The 21,012-nt window shown below is 44.4% G+C and carries 22 protein-coding genes; 6 read left to right on the forward strand and 16 right to left on the reverse strand.

The window, feature by feature from the left end:
* Positions 1-51 precede the first annotated feature (51 nt).
* From ST37_RS05155 to ST37_RS05165, 3 genes are read left to right on the forward strand one after another with little or no spacing between them, the layout of a single operon-like run.
* Positions 52-1,071, forward strand: a complete 1,020-nt coding sequence (locus ST37_RS05155) for a hypothetical protein (RefSeq protein WP_084884363.1) — start codon at positions 52-54, stop codon at positions 1,069-1,071.
* A complete protein-coding gene (locus tag ST37_RS05160) occupies positions 1,064-2,389 on the forward strand; it encodes a hypothetical protein (RefSeq protein ID WP_084884366.1) in 1,326 nt (441 codons plus the stop codon). The genes ST37_RS05155 and ST37_RS05160 overlap by 8 nt, the downstream gene beginning before the upstream one ends.
* Positions 2,389-3,003 (forward strand): hypothetical protein, encoded by a 615-nt coding sequence (locus tag ST37_RS05165; RefSeq protein WP_084884367.1) that lies wholly within the window; start codon positions 2,389-2,391, stop codon positions 3,001-3,003. The genes ST37_RS05160 and ST37_RS05165 overlap by 1 nt, the downstream gene beginning before the upstream one ends.
* A 214-nt stretch (positions 3,004-3,217) precedes the next feature.
* Here the strand turns inward: ST37_RS05165 and ST37_RS05170 are convergent, their stop codons facing one another.
* From ST37_RS05170 to ST37_RS05215, 10 genes are all read right to left on the reverse strand, one after another.
* Positions 3,218-3,637 (reverse strand): hypothetical protein, encoded by a 420-nt coding sequence (locus tag ST37_RS05170; RefSeq protein WP_084884369.1) that lies wholly within the window; start codon positions 3,635-3,637, stop codon positions 3,218-3,220.
* Between the two features lie 85 nt (positions 3,638-3,722).
* Positions 3,723-4,685, reverse strand: a complete 963-nt coding sequence (locus ST37_RS05175) for a lipid A-modifier LpxR family protein (protein ID WP_084884371.1) — start codon at positions 4,683-4,685, stop codon at positions 3,723-3,725.
* A gap of 144 nt (positions 4,686-4,829) precedes the next feature.
* On the reverse strand, positions 4,830-5,768 hold the full coding sequence (locus tag ST37_RS05180; protein ID WP_084884372.1) for an ABC transporter permease: 939 nt from the start codon (positions 5,766-5,768) through the stop codon (positions 4,830-4,832).
* A 2-nt stretch (positions 5,769-5,770) separates the two neighbouring features.
* The gene (locus ST37_RS05185; protein ID WP_084884374.1) at positions 5,771-6,748 is read right to left on the reverse strand and encodes an ABC transporter permease; all 978 of its coding nucleotides are present in this window, start codon (positions 6,746-6,748) and stop codon (positions 5,771-5,773) included.
* 193 nt (positions 6,749-6,941) lie between these two features.
* Positions 6,942-8,495, reverse strand: a complete 1,554-nt coding sequence (locus tag ST37_RS05190) for an ABC transporter substrate-binding protein (protein WP_084884375.1) — start codon at positions 8,493-8,495, stop codon at positions 6,942-6,944.
* A gap of 87 nt (positions 8,496-8,582) precedes the next feature.
* Positions 8,583-10,313, reverse strand: a complete 1,731-nt coding sequence (locus ST37_RS05195) for an ABC transporter ATP-binding protein (RefSeq protein WP_084884377.1) — start codon at positions 10,311-10,313, stop codon at positions 8,583-8,585.
* Positions 10,314-10,760: 447 nt separating this feature from the next.
* Positions 10,761-11,345: a YhgN family NAAT transporter gene (locus ST37_RS05200; RefSeq protein WP_084884379.1), complete on the reverse strand. Its 585-nt coding sequence runs from the start codon at positions 11,343-11,345 to the stop codon at positions 10,761-10,763.
* A 40-nt stretch (positions 11,346-11,385) separates the two neighbouring features.
* Positions 11,386-11,634 carry a YecH family metal-binding protein gene (locus tag ST37_RS05205; RefSeq protein WP_084884380.1) on the reverse strand — a complete coding sequence of 83 codons (249 nt, stop codon included), beginning with the start codon at positions 11,632-11,634 and terminating at the stop codon, positions 11,386-11,388.
* Positions 11,635-11,694: 60 nt separating this feature from the next.
* Positions 11,695-12,327, reverse strand: a complete 633-nt coding sequence (locus ST37_RS05210) for a lysoplasmalogenase family protein (protein ID WP_084884382.1) — start codon at positions 12,325-12,327, stop codon at positions 11,695-11,697.
* Between the two features lie 827 nt (positions 12,328-13,154).
* Complete coding sequence (locus ST37_RS05215) at positions 13,155-13,517, reverse strand: DUF4145 domain-containing protein (protein ID WP_084884383.1); 363 nt, start codon at positions 13,515-13,517, stop codon at positions 13,155-13,157.
* A 190-nt stretch (positions 13,518-13,707) separates the two neighbouring features.
* Here ST37_RS05215 and ST37_RS05220 point away from each other — a divergent pair, with 190 nt between their 5' ends.
* Positions 13,708-14,040 (forward strand): DUF2500 domain-containing protein, encoded by a 333-nt coding sequence (locus ST37_RS05220; protein ID WP_084884385.1) that lies wholly within the window; start codon positions 13,708-13,710, stop codon positions 14,038-14,040.
* Positions 14,041-14,065: 25 nt separating this feature from the next.
* Here the strand turns inward: ST37_RS05220 and ST37_RS05225 are convergent, their stop codons facing one another.
* From ST37_RS05225 to rhtB, 6 genes are all read right to left on the reverse strand, one after another.
* Positions 14,066-15,079, reverse strand: coding sequence for an acyltransferase family protein (locus ST37_RS05225; RefSeq protein ID WP_084884387.1), 1,014 nt, complete (start codon positions 15,077-15,079; stop codon positions 14,066-14,068).
* An 88-nt stretch (positions 15,080-15,167) separates the two neighbouring features.
* The gene (gene arsJ / locus ST37_RS05230; RefSeq protein ID WP_242426226.1) at positions 15,168-16,340 is read right to left on the reverse strand and encodes an organoarsenical effux MFS transporter ArsJ; all 1,173 of its coding nucleotides are present in this window, start codon (positions 16,338-16,340) and stop codon (positions 15,168-15,170) included.
* Between the two features lie 68 nt (positions 16,341-16,408).
* Positions 16,409-16,906 (reverse strand): cyclin-dependent kinase inhibitor 3 family protein, encoded by a 498-nt coding sequence (locus tag ST37_RS05235; protein WP_084884390.1) that lies wholly within the window; start codon positions 16,904-16,906, stop codon positions 16,409-16,411.
* Between the two features lie 8 nt (positions 16,907-16,914).
* Complete coding sequence (locus ST37_RS05240; protein WP_084884392.1) at positions 16,915-17,922, reverse strand: ArsJ-associated glyceraldehyde-3-phosphate dehydrogenase; 1,008 nt, start codon at positions 17,920-17,922, stop codon at positions 16,915-16,917.
* A gap of 22 nt (positions 17,923-17,944) precedes the next feature.
* Complete coding sequence (locus ST37_RS05245) at positions 17,945-18,280, reverse strand: metalloregulator ArsR/SmtB family transcription factor (RefSeq protein WP_084884394.1); 336 nt, start codon at positions 18,278-18,280, stop codon at positions 17,945-17,947.
* A gap of 133 nt (positions 18,281-18,413) precedes the next feature.
* A complete protein-coding gene (gene rhtB / locus ST37_RS05250; protein WP_084884396.1) occupies positions 18,414-19,031 on the reverse strand; it encodes a homoserine/homoserine lactone efflux protein in 618 nt (205 codons plus the stop codon).
* A gap of 75 nt (positions 19,032-19,106) precedes the next feature.
* Between rhtB and ST37_RS05255 the strand changes: the two genes are divergently transcribed.
* Positions 19,107-20,093, forward strand: a complete 987-nt coding sequence (locus tag ST37_RS05255) for an alpha/beta fold hydrolase (RefSeq protein ID WP_084884397.1) — start codon at positions 19,107-19,109, stop codon at positions 20,091-20,093.
* A gap of 91 nt (positions 20,094-20,184) precedes the next feature.
* The gene (locus ST37_RS05260; RefSeq protein ID WP_084884399.1) at positions 20,185-21,012 is read left to right on the forward strand and encodes a Cof-type HAD-IIB family hydrolase; all 828 of its coding nucleotides are present in this window, start codon (positions 20,185-20,187) and stop codon (positions 21,010-21,012) included.

Raw genomic sequence — 21,012 nt, forward strand, 5'->3', positions numbered from 1 at the left:
TCGGTTGTGGTATATCATTCTCCATGCATATGAACGGATATACTGCGAATAATGACCCATATCAACCTGCACTCAAAACTGTTAGATAGTACGAAGAGCTTCTGCCACACTTCTCTTATTTCTACCTGTGCTGATGAACAGAATACAGCGCTGACCGAGCTCGTTTTCAACATCTCCAGATATCAAGAAGAAGGCACAAAGCTGCACCCCAAAGTATATCTCACTAGCAATATTAAACTTGCGCTCCAAATGTTACCTGGTGCAGATTCAATGCAAATTGGTACAGAAGCTAACTTATCTAGCGCTATAAGAGCTGCCCTAAAAAAATGTGCACCTCTCGCCAATAACGGTTGGTGCATTTATATAGCTCAAGAAGGTGGGCAGGTATGCTTCGGTATATTTAGAGGTGATACCAATCCTATTGCGACTTCGATCGATGAAGTAGTTCTTACTACAGATGTCCCTTACAACACAATTAAAGTCCATCAAGTTACACAAGACCAAGTGGAAGTAAGATCTAATAAAGGTTCAACTTTATACATATCCTTAAGTCCAGCAACTAACGAACATACCTCAACACAAAGCCAACTATCAAAGCTCGTAGACTGCATCACAAATGAACTCGATGAAAACAAAGAGTTCGTGCATAAAGTACTATCAGATTCTTTATCAGAGGCAATTAAAAAAAGCCATGGATGTTTGATTGCGGTGTCGACTTCTGAACAAACTCCAGCAACTTTCAATGGAGATGGGATACCATTATCACCTGTAATAGATTTCCACAAACTCGTAACTTTATGTATCAGCGAAGATAAAGAAGCTGGTGCACTAATCAGCTTTAGCCACATCCTCGAAAGTATGATAAACACTGATGGTATAGTTATCTTTAATCAAAAAGCCCAGCTACTCGGTTTTAATTTCTTTATTCAATCCTCGTCCACGACTTCTTTTGGGGGAGCAAGAAGTCGTGCATTTAAAGCACTGTGCTCAAAACTTGAGACGGAGCTTTGTGGAGCTTATATGCAATCGCAAGATGGTTTAACTCAATTTAAAGGAGCTGATAATGAGTAATATTGCACTCTGGCAGCCAGATAACCTCGTCACTATTCCTGAAACAGCAGTTAGTGCTGCTGAAATTGCAGATTGTGCTCTACAGCTAAATTCAAAGGATAAACATCAAATATCTTTTGCTTTAGATAACGGTTTCTATGAAATGGGGATGAACTACCTTTGGTCTCGAACAATTCATGCACTAAAAGCAGAACTATCGAATGTCGGTGTCAGTCTAATCGGTGAAATGCTAGGTAAAGCTGACATCACCGAAGATGATGATATCAATGATATTATTACAACAAGAGAATCGATTAAAATCGCAGAAGAGCTAGGGATGATTAGCTCAACAGAAGCAATGAGGTTAAGGCACTCGCATGAGCTAATAGCCCATTTCTCAGCTCTGGGTATGGCAGAGAGTGAACAGCAAAATATAAACAAAGAAGAGGCTATTATGTCTCTGAAAGCGTGCGTAAAAGCTGTTTTAGGTAAACCCAAGATTCCTGTAGCAACACCTTTTATCGAATTTCGTGAAGCCTTAGAAACAGAGACACTCTTGGAATCAGACCCTAAAGTTGACATGCTAAAAAGCTCTCCATACTTTTTCTATAAGCTCACAATAAGCGTTTTAATGAATGCGGCGAAGAAATCCAATGGCGCTCCCTTGGAGCATGCTCTAGCCAACAGTAATCTACTAATTCCACTTATATGGCCAAGTTTACTAGACTCTGAAAAATGGCAAGTTGGTCATACTTATGCTGAAAGTTTTGCTGCTGGAAAAAGCATATCTGTAAGTGGACTCAAGAAAACATTGCTCAAGGTACATGGATTTGACTATGTTCCTGAAAACCTAAGAAGCGATTCATTCGTTAAAGCTGCAGATGAAATTATAAAAGCTCATGAAGGCATGGATAATTTTTACAATGAATCAGCGCCAGTCAAAAATCTAGCCAATCTAGGCACGACCATCCCTACACCAGCTCTTCCAGCGTGCGTATCAGCATTACTTTGTGTTGTGCTTGGTAACCCATATGGGACATCTCACACAGCGAAACCTAAAGCACAATACTTACTAGACATGCTTACCCCTGACCGCTGGGAATACTATCTAAACCATGTTTTACCAAGTGACACTAGGATTCTAAACAAACTTTCGATTTCTAGACCGAGTGAAAACTGGGTAGATGACGTAGTAAAAAAATATAAGCTTGATCAATTAACAATTAAAAATAAGAACGTTAGTTCCCTTATCAACGCATCTAAACGCTCTAACTACTCCAAAATTAGATCTCTAGCAGCAGACTTAACCGCAGCTTATTATGGAAGAGAAAACAAATAATGAAGTATCTAATACCTAGCTGGAAAGCATTGAGAGTTTTAGGGGAAAGCAACACAGTTAAGCTAACTATGTTGACGCCAATCATTGGATACATGATTATATTTAGTGAAAAATTTCAAGAGTGGTTCAAGTTAACCTCATCCGTTCTTGGGGTGGGTTCCACACAAGTAGCTGAAGCTACAATTTCCAACAGTTACTTTCTTTACTTTGGTTTGATCGCTATTGCACTAGCATCTGGGCTATACAGTTTGTCAGCTCCCTCACTTGCTAAAGAGTACCGTTCTAATCGTGAATATGTACAAGAAAACATTGAACATATTACTCTATCTAGACTATTGGGACTGTCCTCTTTTGTTGAAAAAGAGTACGGTGATAAAAAGAAAAGGCATGAGGTTTTCATCAATATTTCACAATTTGAATCATCGTCAAAATCAACTGACAATATAGATGCCTCAGTACTAAGAACTCTCGCAATAGATCTTCACAATCACTTTTGGAACTGTACTGTATACAGCCGATGTAAGCTTAGAGCCCTGACCACTCTACTGTATGTTTCTGGATTTATATTGCTGATGGTTCCGACCGCAAAATTGTTCTGGAACGTTACCTTTTAGAAATGTTCAATAGTCTGGAAAATCGATTTTCCAGACTTAAATTTTCTTAATATTTAACCCACTTTTTGTCTTCTCTGGAAAAATGCTCTTATAGCTTGCTATCACTAGATTCCCAGAACTTTTCCAGAAAAGAATATAAACAGTAATTTGTTACCATGCGTTAGCAGCGCTAGGGCGTCGCAATTGAGTGAGTGATGTCATATCACTCACTCTGCTAAAGGCGTTTCACTTCTCGCAAAAACACGGTATTAAAATGAGGGTGGGCTTTTAAGTGGCGCTGCTCTAGCGAAGCTTGCTGATGGTCGATATACGGCCCGATTAAGCATCGATACCCTTTACCGTCATGCTGCTCGACAATCGTCTCTGAGACATTCGCGTAAAGAAACGCATAGGCTTGGGATGACATAGGAAACTGATCGAAGCGACACTGGATCCACAGTATCGAATCAGCATGACGTGGTGGAACATCGCCCCACAACCCTTCACCTAAAGGACACTCAGGATCCAACTTTAGAGTCACTTGATCAATACTTGGCTCAACCAAGCATTCGTTAATCTCGTGCTGTTGTGCAAAGCTCACAGCGGCAAACATCGATAAGCTGACTATGAATGTCGACATCCACTCTATTCTCATCAACGGCTTCCTCTTTGTATACGCATCCATTAAGCATAAAATAGTACACTGTGTTGAGGAACGTAGCCGTGACAAAAGTGAGAGTTTAGTACTGCAACCCCAACCCAAAACGCAAAAGCTGTTGAGACTGTTGCCCGCTAAATTCGGAGGAACGATGAATAAGAACCAAACTCATCAAAGCGCTATAGTCGTAAGAGATATATCCAATAGAGATGCCTGTTTGAATATCGGATTGCAAGCGCTCCATATCCACAATCGACTCACCGGTAATCTTGGTATCGCCTTCTAAGAAGTAGTTTTCAGCGACGTATCGACCTTCAATACCCGCATACGCTTCCCAAGTTAAACCGTTAAACGGAATGTAATGCATACCCTTACTGAACAAACTAAAATCTGCCGGGCCGAAGTCTTCCGGCAACCGGTTGCCGATCCTCGCAGTCGCGCCCACGCCCGCTTGATTGAGCATATTACCTAAGGCGATGGATGTGTGTGGATTGACCTCTGCGCAGATCATTTGGCAGAACCCTAAGCTTCGCCCAACCAGACGATACTCTAGAACTCCACCGACTTTATCGTCGACCTCATCTTTCCATCCGTGATAAGTGTCCTTGCCAGCTAGATTGTGTAGCCCATTCAAGATGCTTGAGCCAAATCCATATTTGCCGGCTCCGACCATACGTGCACCGATTTGATTGACATAAGGGCCATAGCGAAAGCGATAATTCACGCCTAGTGCAAAGTAACTGGAAAACGGCCGATCCCCCTCCTGTACGGTCTCTTCACGCTTATTTTCCCTACTGGGAGTATACGCAGCCTGATCCATAAAAAAGGTCACATAGTCATAGCTGCTTAAAGGGTAACTGTATGATAGGTAACTAGAGGCGGTCATACCGCCGTCTGACACATCAGGGCCATATATATTTTCTGATGCATTGGTCATTGACCCTTTATCTTCATTGGCAAATTCGAAATAAAACTGTCCTACATTGGCTTGAGCAGTGCCACTTGCTAACCAAAATGCTGTAAGGCAGAGCAGTGCTCTGTACATCCGAGTTCCTTACTCTTTCTTTGTAATATCTGCCTCAGCTATACAATTTACATACCACATCCGCCAAACTGATGGTTCCACTTCGTTACATATAAAAAAACCGGAAACACATATGCTTCCGGTTTTATTGTTTAATTTTGTTGACTAACCCTTGTAAATCTTAGGGTTAAATGCGTCTCTGAGCCAGTCACCCAGTAAGTTAATCACCAGCACCAACAAGATGAGTACCACACCAGGGAACACCGTGATCCACCAAGCACCAGAGAAAATGTACTTAAAGCCAGTACTGATTAGGGCACCCAATGACGGCTGCTCTACTGGCAATCCTAAGCCTAGGAATGACAGCGCCGCTTCCGACATAATGGCGTTAGCTATCTGAACCGTTGAAATTACTAGGATGGGCGACAAACAGTTTGGCAGAATATGACGGAACATAATACGTGGGGCTTTAAAACCCATCACGCGAGCCGCTTCTACGTACTCTTTCTTCTTCTCTGCCAATACTGAGGCGCGAATCGTACGCGCATACTGTGGCCATTCCGCAATGCCGATAATCACTACCAACATGATAACTGCGTATTGACTGTAGAACTCACTACCAAAGCTCGCTTTGAAAATCGCTGAGACAATGATTGCCACCATCATGGTTGAAAACGACAGCTGAATGTCCGCAAAGCGCATCAAAAAGCTATCGATTCGACCACCAAAGTAGCCAGACGACAACCCAATAATGATGCCTAAGATGAGCTGCAAGCCCACCGCAAGGAAACCAATGGTCAACGACAGTCGTGAACCATAGAGAATGGTCGAGAAAATGTCACGGCCCTGCTCATCGGTACCCAACAAAAAGCGCTCTTCACCATACTCCATCCAAGATGGTGGAAGCTCGGAGTCCATAATGTCAATCGAGCTGAGATCATAAGGGTCGGTCGGCGACAGGATTGGAGCAAACAATGCCATTATCAAAAAGCAGGCAAATACGGCGGCACTGAACATCGCCACTTTGTCTCGTAAGAAGTAGTACACGAGATCAGAGTTCTTAAAACGTTCCCAGCGACTCGGAGCTTTTACTGCGTGTTCCATGATTAGGCTCCTTTTCCGGTTAGATTCACGGTTGGGTTAATCACCCCATACAGAAGATCGACAATGGTATTGGTTACGACAAAAATAAGGCCAACGAAAATAACATACGCAGTAATAAGTGGCGTATCTACGCGGTTAATCGCATCTAAGAATAGAAAGCCCATTCCTGGCCACTGGAATACTGTCTCGGTCAAAATGGTGTACGCCACCATAGTACCTATTTGCACACCACCGACAGTAAGCACTGGAAGCATGGTATTTTTCAGCGCGTGTTGATAATAAATTTTATTCAGCGCTAAGCCTTTAGCTTTACCAAACTTGATGTATTCAGAACTGAGCACTTCTAACATTTCAGAGCGAACTAAACGGATAAACAATGGCAGCATTATCGACGCGAGAGCAATACTTGGCAGAACCAAGTGCATAAGGCCGTCGTAGGTAAAGAAGCCTGAATCCCAGCCAAGAATATCGCTGGTTTCTCCACGTCCATAGGACGGGAACCAACCGAGTTCGATGGAGAATACATACATCAACATGATGGCGGTTAAAAATACAGGAATCGATATACCCACTGAACTCATCGCCATAACAAACTTGGTAAACCAATTTTTTGGATGAATTGCCGCGTAGACCCCAAGCGGAATGGACAGTACGACAATAATAATTGTCGCGCCAATAACCAACTCCAGCGTAGCAGGGAGTTTATCTAGAATGACATCGACCGCAGGACGTTTAAAGGTGTAACTAGTGCCTAAGTCACCTTGCACTGCGTTAACTAAAAATCGTGCGTATTTGGTTATAAAGGGATCATTAAGCCCCAGCTCATCACGCAATGCTTGACGTTCAGCCTCCGAAACGGATTGACCAACCAACTCACGCAATGGATCACCTAGGTTGTCTTGAATGGCAAAGGCCACCAAGCTGATCACAAACATCACTATCAGCGCCTGATATAGGCGTTTGACCAGAAACGAAAACATTCCTTTGCCCCTTTGTGTTTCAATCTGAGAATAATTTCAGTCTTAAAAATGGCACCTAACCCGACTGAAAAAAGGCTAAGCACCAAAAAACGACGTAGTGTCTTTTTAAACTTTTATTCACTAACTTGGCAAATTAAGGGGGAACCGAGTTCCCCCTTTTATTACCTATTTTTTGGCTTATTCAGCCAGTCCATTACTTAACAACTAGGTCGCCAAAGTAAGGGAAGTTCATGCCGTTGATGATTGGTTTAATATCAACGTTGCTTTTCGCAGCCCAAGAAGGATCCTGCCAGTGTAGAGGAACAAACGCTGCCTCATCGAACAAGATTTGCTCAACTTTCTTCAGCATGTCGCTACGCTTAGCAAGGTCAGTCTCTTTGTTAGACATTTCTACTAGCTCATCAACTTCAGAGTTAGAGTAGTAACCACAGTTGTATTGACCTTTACCTGTCTCCGCATTGCGAGTCATCGCTAGGATCTCAGTGAAGTTTGCAGAATCTTCTGTATCTGGGTGCCAACCGATCATCATCATGTCTGCAGCACACTTATCAAACTCTGGCCAGTACTGTGCTTTAGGCATAGTTTTAAGGTCCACTTTGATACCGATTTTAGACAGCATTGCAGCAGAAGCTTGTGCAATCTTGTCGTCGTTTACGTAACGGTTGTTTGGCGCCATCATAGTTAGCGTAAAGCCGTTTTCGTAACCGGCTTCTTTCATCAGCATCTTAGCTTTGTTTAGGTCAAAGCGAGGCTTAAGTGCATCGTTGTAACCCGCGTAACCTACAGGGCTCTGTTGAGCTGCCGCTGTTGCTGCGCCTTTCATAACCTTGTCAGCAATACCTTGGTTATTGATAGCGTATGTGATCGCTTGACGAACACGCGCATCTTTAAGTGCAGGGTTGCTGTTTTGGTTCATTTGGAACGTGATGATACGAGTACCAGGCATAGTGAACAGGTCTACGTTCTTCGCGCTTTCGATACGGTTGTAGTCGTTTGGACCTACAGGTGCAATCATATCAACGTCGCCAGAGAGAAGTGCAGCAACACGTGTTGCGTCTTCTTTGATTGGCACAAGCGTTAGCTTGTCTACGTTACCTTCTGATGCTGTATCCCAGTAGCCGTCAAAACGTTCAAATTCAACTTTAACGCCTTGTTCACGAGAGACCACTTTAAAGGCACCTGTACCAGACAAGTTGGTTGATGCAAAAGAGTTACCGTGCTTAACGATATCGCCTTTGTCAGCACCGTTTGCGTCAGTACCTGTGTAGAACTTGCTGTCCATTGGGAAAATGTACGTCGCAACGTTTTCTACCAATGGGTAAACGCCATCGGTTTTAATCTCAACCGTGAAATCGTCTACTTTAGTCAGTGATACGAGTGGAGCGAAGATGCCTTTGAAGTCCGCAGACTTTTTAAGACGGTCAAACGTCCATACCACGTCATCAGCAGTAAAGTCATTGCCAGAGTGGAACTTAACGCCTTTGCGCAGGTTAAAACGCATAGTGGTGTCATCGACACGTTCCCAAGATTCAGCCAAACGAGGTTCAAACTCCATGCTCGCGTTAAAACGAACCAATGGGTCAAACGTCATGTGAGCAAGCTGTATGATGCCGCCCGATAGCTGCTCTTGAATGTCTAATGATACCGGATCGGCATCGTAAGCAACTGTAATATCTGCTGCTGCAGCGCTAAATGCTAGACCAGCTGTAGCCAGTGCTAAAGCAATTTTGCTCTTAATGGTTTTCATTGCATAACTCCTTATGCGGGAATGTCTTCCCTGTTAGTTGTGTTTGCTTCTGTAATTTTTAATGCGCTCACGCGCTCACCAAACCTGCTAAACGGCAGCAGATTCAGTAATTGGGTCTTCGTTACGTAGCCCTTTAAATTCAGGCATCAACGAAATAAGTTGCTGACTGTATTCATGCTGTGGAGACTCAAACAGCGCTTCTGTTGGCGCAACTTCAAGCAAGGTCCCCATTTTCATCACCCCAATTCGGTCACACATCTGTCGAATAACCGGTAAATCGTGGCTGATGAACAACATGGTAAGATTTAACTCATCTTGCAAATCCTTCAACAAATTAAGAATTTGCGCTTGTACGGATACATCCAATGCAGACGTTGGCTCATCACAAATCAAAAGACGTGGACGAGTCGCTAATGCGCGAGCAATGGAAATACGTTGTCTCTGTCCGCCAGAGAATTCGTGTGGATATTTCACCGCGGCCATACGGCCCAACCCAACATGATCAAGCAGGTCGTTCACGATTTCACGGGTTTGGGCTTCATTGCGAGTGAGTTTATGGAATCGAATTGGCTCAGCAATGATGTCAAAGATCTTCATTCGAGGGTTCATTGACGTATACGGATTTTGGAACACCATCTGCATCTGACGACGCAACGGACGACGCTCTTTTTCAGATTTAAGCGCGGTCATGTCAATGCCTTCAAAGGTGACTTTGCCTTCATTAGGCTCGTAGAGTCCCGCGATAACACGAGCGATGGTCGATTTCCCTGAACCCGACTCACCGACTAACCCGAATGTCTCACCTTCGTGCACTTCAAAGCTCACGTCATTCGACGCTTGCACATATTCGCGACGACTTTCAAACAAAGAATCTTTGGTGACAAAACGAAGACTCACGTTTTCTACATTAAGCAATGGGCCCGTGTACTCACGATCGTCCTGGCTTTGTCCTAACCAGTGGTTTTTCACATCTAGAGGCTCCATTTCTGTTGCTTCTTCGATGTAACTGACCAATGGAAAACGGTCTAGCTTTGCGTCAGAGCGTGGAACCGCAGAAATCAAACTACGGGTATAAGAGTGGTCTGGATCGCCAAGCACTTTCGCTGTTGGACCAAACTCAACCAAATCACCACGGTACATAACCGCGACTTTATCGGTTACGTTAGATACGACTCCCATATCGTGAGTGACAAGCATGCAACCGACATTATTTTCAATACATAAATCACGGATCAGTGTCAGTATTTGATCTTGGATGGATACATCTAGTGCCGTAGTCGGCTCATCGGCAATGATCAGGTCGGGTTCGCCAGCAAGCGCAATCGCAATAACCACACGCTGACGCATACCGCCAGAAAACTGATGGGGATACTGTTTTAAACGATTCTCAGGCTGCGGAATGCCAACTTGCTTCATTAAAGAAAGGGCGCGTTGATACGCCTCGTCTTGCGAGACATTCATATTGGCATGAATGGTTTCGGTTAGCTGATGCTCGACAGTAAATAATGGATTTAGCGAGGTCATAGGATCTTGGAAAATGAACCCTATTTTTGACCCTCGAACGCTGCGCATCTGCTCGGGGGTGAGTCCCGATATTTTTTCACCGTCAAGAAACACATCGCCACTGGCAATGCGCCCTGGTGGGCTCAGCAAATCAATCACAGCATTTCCTACTGTCGATTTACCCGCACCAGATTCACCAACAACACCCACGATCTCCCCTCGCTCGATGTTGAAACTTAACGACTTTACTGCGGCGAGAACGCCATGACGCGACGGGTATTCAATCCGAAGGTTTTTTACTTCTAATAGTGACATGCACCAGACCTCTACTGCCGGCAGCTTCCTGCTCTGTCTGCAACTAATAATTGTGTCAGAATAGTTTCTGATTCTTATCTATGGCAGAACAATCTGGCAAATAACTCACAGAAAAGCAACATTTAATCGCTAAAAAGTTAAATTTGTACAGATTTTAGGCACGATTGATGCTTGATTCGTAGGTTTTCATGAATTTTTATTCTGAAGTGCAAAAAAGCAAACGTTTACGCTGTGATCGAGGTTCTAGTTACAACGCTAATTGGCCGTTTTTAGGCGTAAATGCAATGTGCATAACCATTCACCTGAAGCCAGTAACAGTTTAGAAACAAACCCTACCAAATACAAAAATACAGACCCATATAACTAGCAATGGCACTATTAATCAGCAATAAACACCACGAAACACCCTGTAGTGCAGAGCTATACTTTGCATGGATTATTATAAACCTAACCTAGATAGCTTTTTACGCCGTCAAGCAACATTTGCGTGGAGATCATAATCAGTAGTAACCCCATCAGTCGCTCGATGGCTTTCAGGCCGCGTTCACCCAGCAACTTATGGAAAAAGTTATAGAACATCAAAATAATAAAGGTCGCAAACCAAGCGAGAAACACCGACAAAGATAGCTCAAGCATTTGATTTGGATATTGATTGGAGAGCAATAGGATTGAAGCGATCACTGAAGGGCCAGCAATCATAGGGATTGCCATGGGGACGAAAAATGGTTCCTCACCCGCCGCCAGAGATACAACGCCTCCGGGTTGAGGAAAGATCATTCGAATGGCAATAACAAAAAGGATAACACCACCCGAAATACTCAATGTTTCTGGTTGTACATTTAAAAACTTAAGGATTGATTGCCCAGCGAACAAAAACAACATGAGTATCGCAAGAGCAAATAATAGCTCTCGAACTAACACTTTACGACGTCTTTTGGGATCGAGGTGTTTTAGGATGGATAGGACAATAGGCAAATTGCCCAGTGGATCCATGATCAAAAACATCATGGTTGCAGCTGACAATATGTCCATTCTTCTCTCCCAGACTCGGCGTCGTAAATTGCTGTTTAAATTAGTGGTTGCACACTCGATGCGCTTGGGTTTGCCACTTACCGTCTACTTCAACAATTTTTTCGCGTGATTGGAAAAAAGTAATGATCGCGTCAAACGACAGTCTATCTTGACTGCAAGTGTGAAATTGATATGACGATCCATACTCGCCATCGAGCCAAGATTTGAGCTCACTCAACGTCATCGGAGTTTCTGTCAGTTTTTTCAATATCGTATGCCCATGTAGACTGGACAATGTGGTGTGTGTCATAGGAACCTCATACTTAATATGCGCGAAGTGTACCACTGCCACTAACGATTGAAAATGACTCTAAACGAGTGAAACCACCATGCCCAATTGCGCACAGCAATAGCATGTCATGGTTAAACGTGAATACCTGCGCTGATGCGCGACATAAGGATTTTTTGAAATCGCGAAAAAGAGTCCCGCTAGGATGAATAGCACACTACTGATCATGGCGAACACATGCTGCAAACTGGGTTCAGATAACCATACTTGAGCAGACACAGACAACAGCTGCAACATCATGATCCCCATTATAATTACGGGCAGTAGCACTTTATCCAATACAGGAAGTAATAGCAGGATCACTATGACAGCAACTGCTATCACCACAATAGGCAACCACCAACTAACCATAGTATCGAGTTGCATCCAAATAGCTTTGCTATAACAGATGTAAGCGATGGTGTGCAGGAGAAACATAGAGGGTACCGCTGAATCATTGAGCTTTAACACCCACTCTCCACAGTAGCCAAACAGCAAAGCGGTAATAACCCAGAACAATGGTGCAGACGTTGAAAACGCTTCAGGGGTAACCAATAGCGCAGTAACGATCAGTGAAGGGGTCATGACCAACAGGCTGAACCCACCAATTGCGCTATTGCGATTATTACTAACGATTTGAGCTAGCGCGAATAGAATATAAAAAATCCAAATCACTGTGACGTTCTCATGCTTGTAGGTCGCCTAGTGTAGTGAAGCTCGATAAAGCATTCACCGCTTTTGTACTTAGGATTGATCAATATCTCATTATTTTTGAGCCAACCGGTATAACCATAAAAAAATTCAGCTACTTCTCTGACTTCCCAGAATCTATCTATAAGCACTGACTAACTATTGAAATTGGCAAACACAGCTCATTTAAAACGTGCCTAACCCAAATAAATAACCACATTTAATCATTAAAAAACATACAGTTAAAATTCACCACAAATCGAAAAGCCAATTTTAAAGGCTAGTGATCAATTCTATCGACTAACCTTACTTTCTCCACACAAATAGGCCCAAGTTTGAAATTTGACACCTTTAGTTGCGAGTTAGTATCAATAACAAGAAAAATAACCCACATAAATAGACCATTCAGTCACATAAGGAACCAAATAGACTCACAACCCCACCAAACTTAAAGACAACCTATTAAATACATTATATATCAACAGTTTAAATGCCAATAAAAAAACAAACAACGAAAAAGCAAACGTTTGCATATCATTTTAAAACCCAATTTATGAGTGATTATCAATAAAATCAAATAAAAGCTTGCAAAGTTTAACCGTATTAGGTATTTTTTATACAGCGCACAAAAATTCTACAGGAGGATATATGACACAATCACAAGTTAAAGGATTGGTAATGATCGTTCTGACCATTGGTTTCATGAGTATTCCAGCACTGGTCTAATCGACTTAGCGAACAATCTACTGCCTATTACGAAAAAGGGGTATGCCATGGCATACCCCTTTTTCGTAATGAGTCAATTATCTGCATCAATCAAGTTTGATGGCGTGCCAATTGTTATAATAAAAGACTAGCGCGGCTCCGGTAAGTAGGATCACCAGGGCGATGGCTACTCCCCAAATGATTCTGCCACTATTTGGCGTCAGCTCTTTCTCGCACTCACGAGCAGCCTGTTTAAACGCCTCTGGGTCGTCCAATGTATAGTACTCTTCATGAACCACTTTATTGCGAATCGTAGCGATATAGCGAAGTTTTTTGATGATATCGTGCGGTAAGCGCTCTTCAACGCTATTAATCAGCTGATGTAAGCCTTTTCCTTCCGCATGAAACTGAGATTTAAGCAGCGCTTCAAGTCGGCGAGATCGACTCACTACAAGTTCAATGTCTGACATAAGCACTCCTTTGTTGTCATTGGCATTTTAGAATACCACGCTTTTGCGGCAGTAAAATAAAACTGTATTGATTTTAACCTATTAGAATGTGAAGTCGCCAGAAGTTCCGCAAAAAGCTCACATCGACTCTTTTCTCTCGATCACACGACAATTACACTGGCAATACTCACTACCAGCGAGGAGCAGCATCGTGCCTCTATACTTTCTTGTTGCCATAGCTCTATTGATTGCTTTGGGACTTTGGGTGTTCAGTCGGTTCTATCAAAAACACATACTTGGACAGCAAGCACCAGAACAGTGCGCAACAGTCGTCGTCATCGATAAACAGAGTGTTGATATAGACGATGCAGCTATCGGCGAAGAAGACAAAGAGTACTGGATCTATGTGCAAAAAGGACGCTTGGGACCTAAGCGTGAGTTTCAAGTTGGCGTTCACTATTACCACGCACTATCCCCTGGCGACAAAGGTGAACTCACCTACCAAGGTGGCAAGTTCATTCACTTTTCCCGCCACAAACAGTAACGCAACAACGTCTAAACCCTACGCGTTAAGGTAGCAGCCAACGCGTTTTAGACGATCGAGACAATAACCAACTGCAAGAAAGCGCGAGTGCTCCACTGATCACTACCCACAATGGGATCACCCACACTGGATGCCCCTGATACCAACCCATCTCTTTCATTGGCCATAAAAATATCGGGTGTAAAATATAGATCCCTAAGCTGTGTTTACTGATGAATCCTACGAGTTTGTTGGTACCTTGGCTAAGGCCTTCTCCAAAATATCGGCATAATATAAATACCATGCTCGCAGCCACGATCGTATTTAATGTTTTATACGATAACCATCGACCAAAGCTGTACTTGTCGGCTTCTAGACTCATCGTAGCGACCATATAAATAGTCACCGCAAACGAAAGCATTCCCGCACAGAGAAGCAATATGACGCTGCTTTGAGTTACAGGGATCTTTTGATACAAAACATACCCCAAAGGCAATAAACCAGAATAGAGCCACATCTGATTGCTCCAAGGTCCATCTATACGCAGTAAATACAACAAAGTAGTGAGCAGCCAGATCCCTGTAATTGCATATAGTGCGGCATCGTCAAAGCGTCTCACAAACCATTGGAAGAATGGGATCACAAAATAGAGTGGAATGAAGTAGTAAAAAAAGCCCAAATGGTAATAGGTGGAATGAGTGAGTCCATTGCTTGCCACTTCCATTGCATGACCGGCATCGAAGCCATTAATGCTCCAACCCGATAGGTATGCGTAAAACAGCGACCACATTACAAATGGGATCAGTACTTTGCCTAAGCGCCTAGCCACATAATATTTGAGATCAAAGGGCCGAGTATCCGACAGCATCAGGGCGCCGGTAATAAGTATAAACACAGGTACGGCCCAGCGACTTACAGAGTTGACGCTAATGGCAAAAAACCATTCATTAAATGGAATGTCGCCAAGCTGATGTCGGTATGGAGCCAATACATGGATTGCGATCACCGCAACCGCTGCCACGCAGCGGGCGAGATCAAAAAAGAGCACTCGTTGTTTCATAAGGCCAGTCGTAAATCGGAGAGTACCTAAAAAATTACCATATATTTCTGACAGAGCCTATATTGCCTTGCACAACTATGCTTAGCGGCTAGTGATCGTGTCGTGGCAATTTTATGGAGACTAAGGTTGTTGTCACCAGGAACCCAAACGAGACCCAAAGACACAAGCTTAATCCACCAACTTGGAACAAATACCCAGAGAGTACGGTGCCAATTAAGCGTCCCATCGCGTTGGCCATATAGTAAAACCCAACGTCCATCGAGACACCATCGCCTTTGGCGTAACTTACTATCAAGTAAGAATGAATCGAAGAGTTAACCGCGAAAATAGCGCCAAATATGAGCAACCCAATCACAATAATCCATTGAGGGTGCCATTGGATTTGGACAGAGTAAGCGATCAAGCCAGTAACCAGTGCTAACGCGGCAACCCAGCCCATCGCTGCAGCACCGTCTGGCACTTTGCCACGAGAGCTGCCGGTAATTCTAGGCGCAAAGCCCTGAACGAAACCATAGGCTATGACCCATGTAGCGAGGAATCCTCCCACCCATAAGTGCTCCCAACCAAATACCGTACCAAGGTATACCGGAAGAGCCACCACAAACCAGACATCACGCGCCCCAAACAAGAACATGCGAGCAAGTGAGAGAACATTGATGCTGTCAGACTTTGAAAACAGTTGCTTGAACTTTGGTTTACTTTTGGCTTTGCCTAAATCGCTCTCTAGCCAAATGATGCTACCAACAAACACCAAGGCGAGCACTGAAGCCATAAGCACCATAGAGTACTGGAACCCTATAACGCTCAGCAGCAAACCACCAATAAAGAAGCCTGCGCCTTTCAGTGCGTTCTTAGAACCGGTTAAGATAGCAACCCACTTGTAAAGTGCCCCTTGCTGGTCATTGGGCACCAACGATTTGATGGCACTCTTGGCACTCATTTTGTTGAGATCTTTGGCAATGCCAGAGAAGGCTTGAGCAGCCATAACCCATGGGATCGTCAACCAAGCATTAGGCACTGCCAACATCAGCAGCGCACCAATTTGCATCGCCAGTCCAAGGTTCATCGTTCGGTTAAGCCCCAGGCGAGCACCTAACCATCCGCCCACTAAATTGGTCACAACCCCAAAGAATTCGTAAAACAGAAACAGTGAGGCAATCGCTAAAGTGCCATAGCCTAGGTCATGAAAGTAAAGCACCACCAGCATGCGTAGTGCACCATCGGTGATGGTAAAGTTCCAATAGTTGAACGTCACCAACATATACTGGCGGATATTACGATCTAAACTCGCCAAACTCATTACTTATAGCCCCACTGTGTTATTGGTTACTACTTAAAGGTCTTTGCCAGCGTATCGACGTAGTCGATTTGAACTGGTTTGGTGAATGCACCTGGACGCAATGCTTGAACATCGGTTTTGATTTTAGCCAATGGCCAATCACGCTCGAGCAAAGCGTTAGCGGCAAGCAGTCCAGTACGGCCTGAACCGCCCATGCAATGCATCGCCACCTTTTCACCGTTGTTCAACGCTTGTTGAATCACTGGCGAAGCGTCTGCCCATTGCTGAGAAAAGCTGTCACCGGGTGCGCAGTCATCTTCTATAGGTAAGTGCAACCAGCTCATATCGAGTGCTTTAACTTGCTCACCTAATGAGCTCACGCCTTTACTGTTCATTTCTTCGTGGCTCAATGCAGTGGCAACCACAGTGACACCATCTTGCTTAAGCTGTGCCAGAGATGCATCAAGATCCAACTCTTTAGTACCTGGACAAGGCGTTAAAATAAGTGCGCCGTCATCGACGTTCAGTTGCCATGTAGGGTGTGTCATAAAAACTCCTATTTATCCGCTAATCCAACTTTAACAACTAACTCGGCCGTACGAGTGGCGTAGCCCATCTCGTTATCGTACCAAGCGTAAATTTTGACCATGCGGCTGCCAACCACCATCGTAGATAGTCCGTCAACGATGGTAGAGCGCTGATCGCCACGATAATCAATCGATACTAAAGGACGACCTTCAAAGCCAAGAATACCCTTCAGCTCGTTTTTAGAGGCTTCTTCAAGCAAGGCATTCACTTCTTCCGCCGTTGTATCGCGCTTAACGTCAAAAATAATGTCTGTGAGTGACGCATTAGCCAGTGGCACACGAACAGCGTGTCCGTTAATTCTATCTTTAAGCTCAGGGAAGATTTCTACAATCGCTGTCGCCGAACCAGTTGTGGTAGGAATAAGGCTCATTCCACACGCGCGGGCACGACGTAAATCTTTGTGCGGCGCATCCAAGATTGTCTGAGTGTTGGTCAAATCATGGATGGTCGTAAATGACGACTGCTCAATGCCCAATTTCTCATTGATGACTTTAACGACAGGTGCAATACAGTTAGTCGTGCATGATGCTGCCGTTACGATACGATGCTGGGCTGGATCAAAAATGTCATCATTAATACCGACAACAATGTTTGCTACTCCAGCCTCTTTAACCGGTGCTGAAACAACCACTCGCTTAACACCTTGATCGAGGTACTTTTGCAAAAACTCAGTTTTGCGATGCACACCTGTCGCTTCTAACACCACATCACATCCTGACCAATCCACCGCGTCAATATTACGCTGCTGAGTGGTTTTTATTTTTTGGCCAGCCACAATCATATACTCGCCATCCGCTTGTACTGGGTGAGACCAAGTACCTTGCACAGAATCAAACTCCAACAGGTGCGCAAGAGTTTTAGTGTCTCCAGCAACATCGTTGATCAGTACAAACTCTACATTTGGCCAATCAAACGCTGCGCGCATTGCAAGGCGACCAATACGGCCAAAACCGTTAATACCTACTTTAATCGTCATAATCAGATCTCTTTAAAAACTATTAGGGACAAGGCCGATCGGCCATATTGTTTAGGCGCTGATGATCATCTTGATAATTCGCCAGTAGATCATCCGCTTGGTGTAATTGTTCTATCACCTTTGCCTGCCAAGGTTGTAGGTGTGGAGACAAGTGGTAATACACCCACTGCCCACGTCGTTCATCCGTGACAACGCCAGATTGACGCAACTGGGCCAAGTGCCTTGATATCTTAGGCTGGCTTTCTCCGAGCGCAGCAGTCAGCTCACAGACACACAGCGCTTTATGCTGCGCAATTAAAAGCAAACAGCGTAGCCGTGTTTCGTCTGACAGAAGTTTAAACAGTTGGTGTGGTAACACAGAAATACCCCCATATATGGATATGCGTATATATCTGATATTAAGGGGGGTTTGTCAATAGAAATTAGAGGATTGTCACAAAGAGTTCATAAAGGGGCAGAGGGTGCCCCCGTAAACAAACGTGCAGAAAAAGTTAGCTTTTCGCCAAAGAAAGTAAGGCTCCACAGCCAATAAACATACTCCCAAACACTCGGTTGAGTGAGCGCATCCAACGTGGCGACTGAACAGCACGACGTAACTGCGAGGCAAGCGTCGTGTAGCCAATCATAACGGCACCATCGATGACAACCGTGGTTACGCCTAAAATGAGTAGCTGAACAAACTGCGGTTGGCTGGGATCGATAAATTGCGGAAATAGCGCAACCAAGAAAACAATCGACTTAGGGTTGGTCAAGTTAACGAGTACAGCCTGACGAAAAAGCGTTGTTGAGCTTAACTGTTCGTGGCTATCGGTGACTGACATGCCACTGGTTTCTCGCCATTTTTGGATGCCAAGCCACACCAAATAGACGACGCCAACCCACTTAATGACCGTAAACGCGGTTGCCGATTGGGCCACCAACGCCCCTATGCCGGCACCAACTAATGCAATATGACACACTAATCCAACTTGAAGTCCCGCGACGGCAGCGAGAGAGCGGCGAGCACCAAAGTTAATGCCATTAGAGATGGAGTTGACCGTACCTGAGCCTGGTGCAAGACTAAAAACGATCGCTGTTGCCACATACGCAAGCCATACAGAAAGTGTCATCTTGATATCCTTCATGTTTCTTTAATGGTGACAATGATATGCTCTTGCCGTTAAAACGAAAAGGATTTGCTTACCATGTCGCTGGATCATTCTCAGGACTTCACACAAGAAGCGCAATTTATCAGTCAAATGCAAGGCCCAATCGCCGAGTTCTGGGCCGCCCGCGAACAGGGCTTTTTACCAGCCATCGAAAACAAAAATCTATATTGGGTAAAATTCACCTCGCCAAAACACAGCAAAGCCATTGTGATGGTGAATGGGCGCACTGAGACCGTACTCAAATATCAAGAACTGTTTTTTGACCTGTTTCAACAAGGGTACGATGTCTATTCATTTGATCATCGTGGTCAAGGCCTTTCAGACAGAGTCGCACACAACGCTCAAATGGGCCATGTTGAAGATTTTGACCACTATGTTAGAGATCTCAGCAACATGATCGATCATTTCGACCTTGGCGGCTATCAACAAAGGTTCTTGCTTGGGCACTCAATGGGCGGTGCTATCACAACACGCTTTTTGCAAACTCACGACTGCTCGGCATTCAACGCTGCGGCACTAAGCGCGCCAATGTTTGGTATCTATTTGCCTGCAGCTCTCAAGCCTATCGCGCGAGGTCTGTCGAAATGGATGGCAAAACTCATCCCCACGACGCACTACGCTGTAGGGCAATCTGGCTTTGACCCTCAACCTTTTGAGAACAACACCTTAAGTCACTCAAAAGTGCGTTATGAATGGGCCGATGAACTGCACCTAAATACCGAGCAGATACAGATGGGTGGCCCAACCTCGCACTGGGTCTGGCAAGCGATGGATGGGGCCAAGTTGTGTGTTGAGAATGCAGCGAAGATTCCGCTACCGCTGCTGATAATGCAGGGCGAAGAAGATTTGGTCGTCGACAATCGAGCCCATGCTCAATTTATGGTTCACGCACCAGCCTCCACAAAAATGATCGTCATTAAAGGGGCTCGCCACGAACTGCTAGTTGAAGCAGACAAAATGCGAAATCAGGCGATGAATGAAGTACTGCAGTGGTTTGAACACCACACTGACACCGCTGACTAGACACACAAAAGAGGAAATGACGCTTTACCCTCTTTGCGTCAGGCGTTTTAGAGTAAACTAGGTCTTTGATGTTGCTACTCAAGGCCTAGTTATGACTTCTCTTACTCCCAATTTAGAAAATATCTGCATTGTTGCATCGGATCTCGATGGCACCTTATTGGCGCCGGATCATAAGTTATCTGCGTACACCAAACAGATATTAAAGCAGCTTCACGCTCAAGGGTTTCATTTTATTTTCGCGACGGGCCGCCATCATGTCGATGTCGCGTCGATCCGAGAAACCGCAGGGATTCCTGCACACATGATCACCTCAAACGGCGCTCGCGTCCATGACCTCAACGACGCACTGATGTACAGCAAAGATGTTGACGCAGATTTGATTCAACCTATCGTGGATTTATTTGAGAACGACGCCGATACCGTGGTTCATATCTATAAAGATGACCAATGGATGATCAACCAAGAAACTGACTATTTCAAACAGTTTCATAAGGACTCCGGGTACTCCTACAAGGTGTTCGAGCAACAGGCAGCGCCAACCCAAGGTATTGCTAAGCTCTTCTTTACCCACAATGATCATGACCATTTAGTCGATTATGAAACGCAATTAAACCAACGGTTTGGTGCACGCATTGAAGTCGCATTTTCTACGCCACAATGCTTAGAAGTGATGGCAAGCGGAGTATCAAAAGGTGAAGCGTTAAAAGCCGTTGCGCAGTCACTAGGCTACTCACTCGACAACTGTATTGCGTTTGGTGACGGGATGAATGATGTTGAGATGCTTAGTATGGCGAAGCACGGCAAAGTGATGCAGACCTCTCACCCAAAAGTAAAACAAGCACTGCCTGTTAACGAGGTGATTGGCAGCCACGCTGATGACGCTGTTGCTCACTATTTAGCGGATCACCTGTTAAACTAA

The organism is Vibrio sp. qd031, assembly GCF_002100145.1.
Taxonomy (GTDB): Bacteria; Pseudomonadota; Gammaproteobacteria; order Enterobacterales; family Vibrionaceae; genus Vibrio.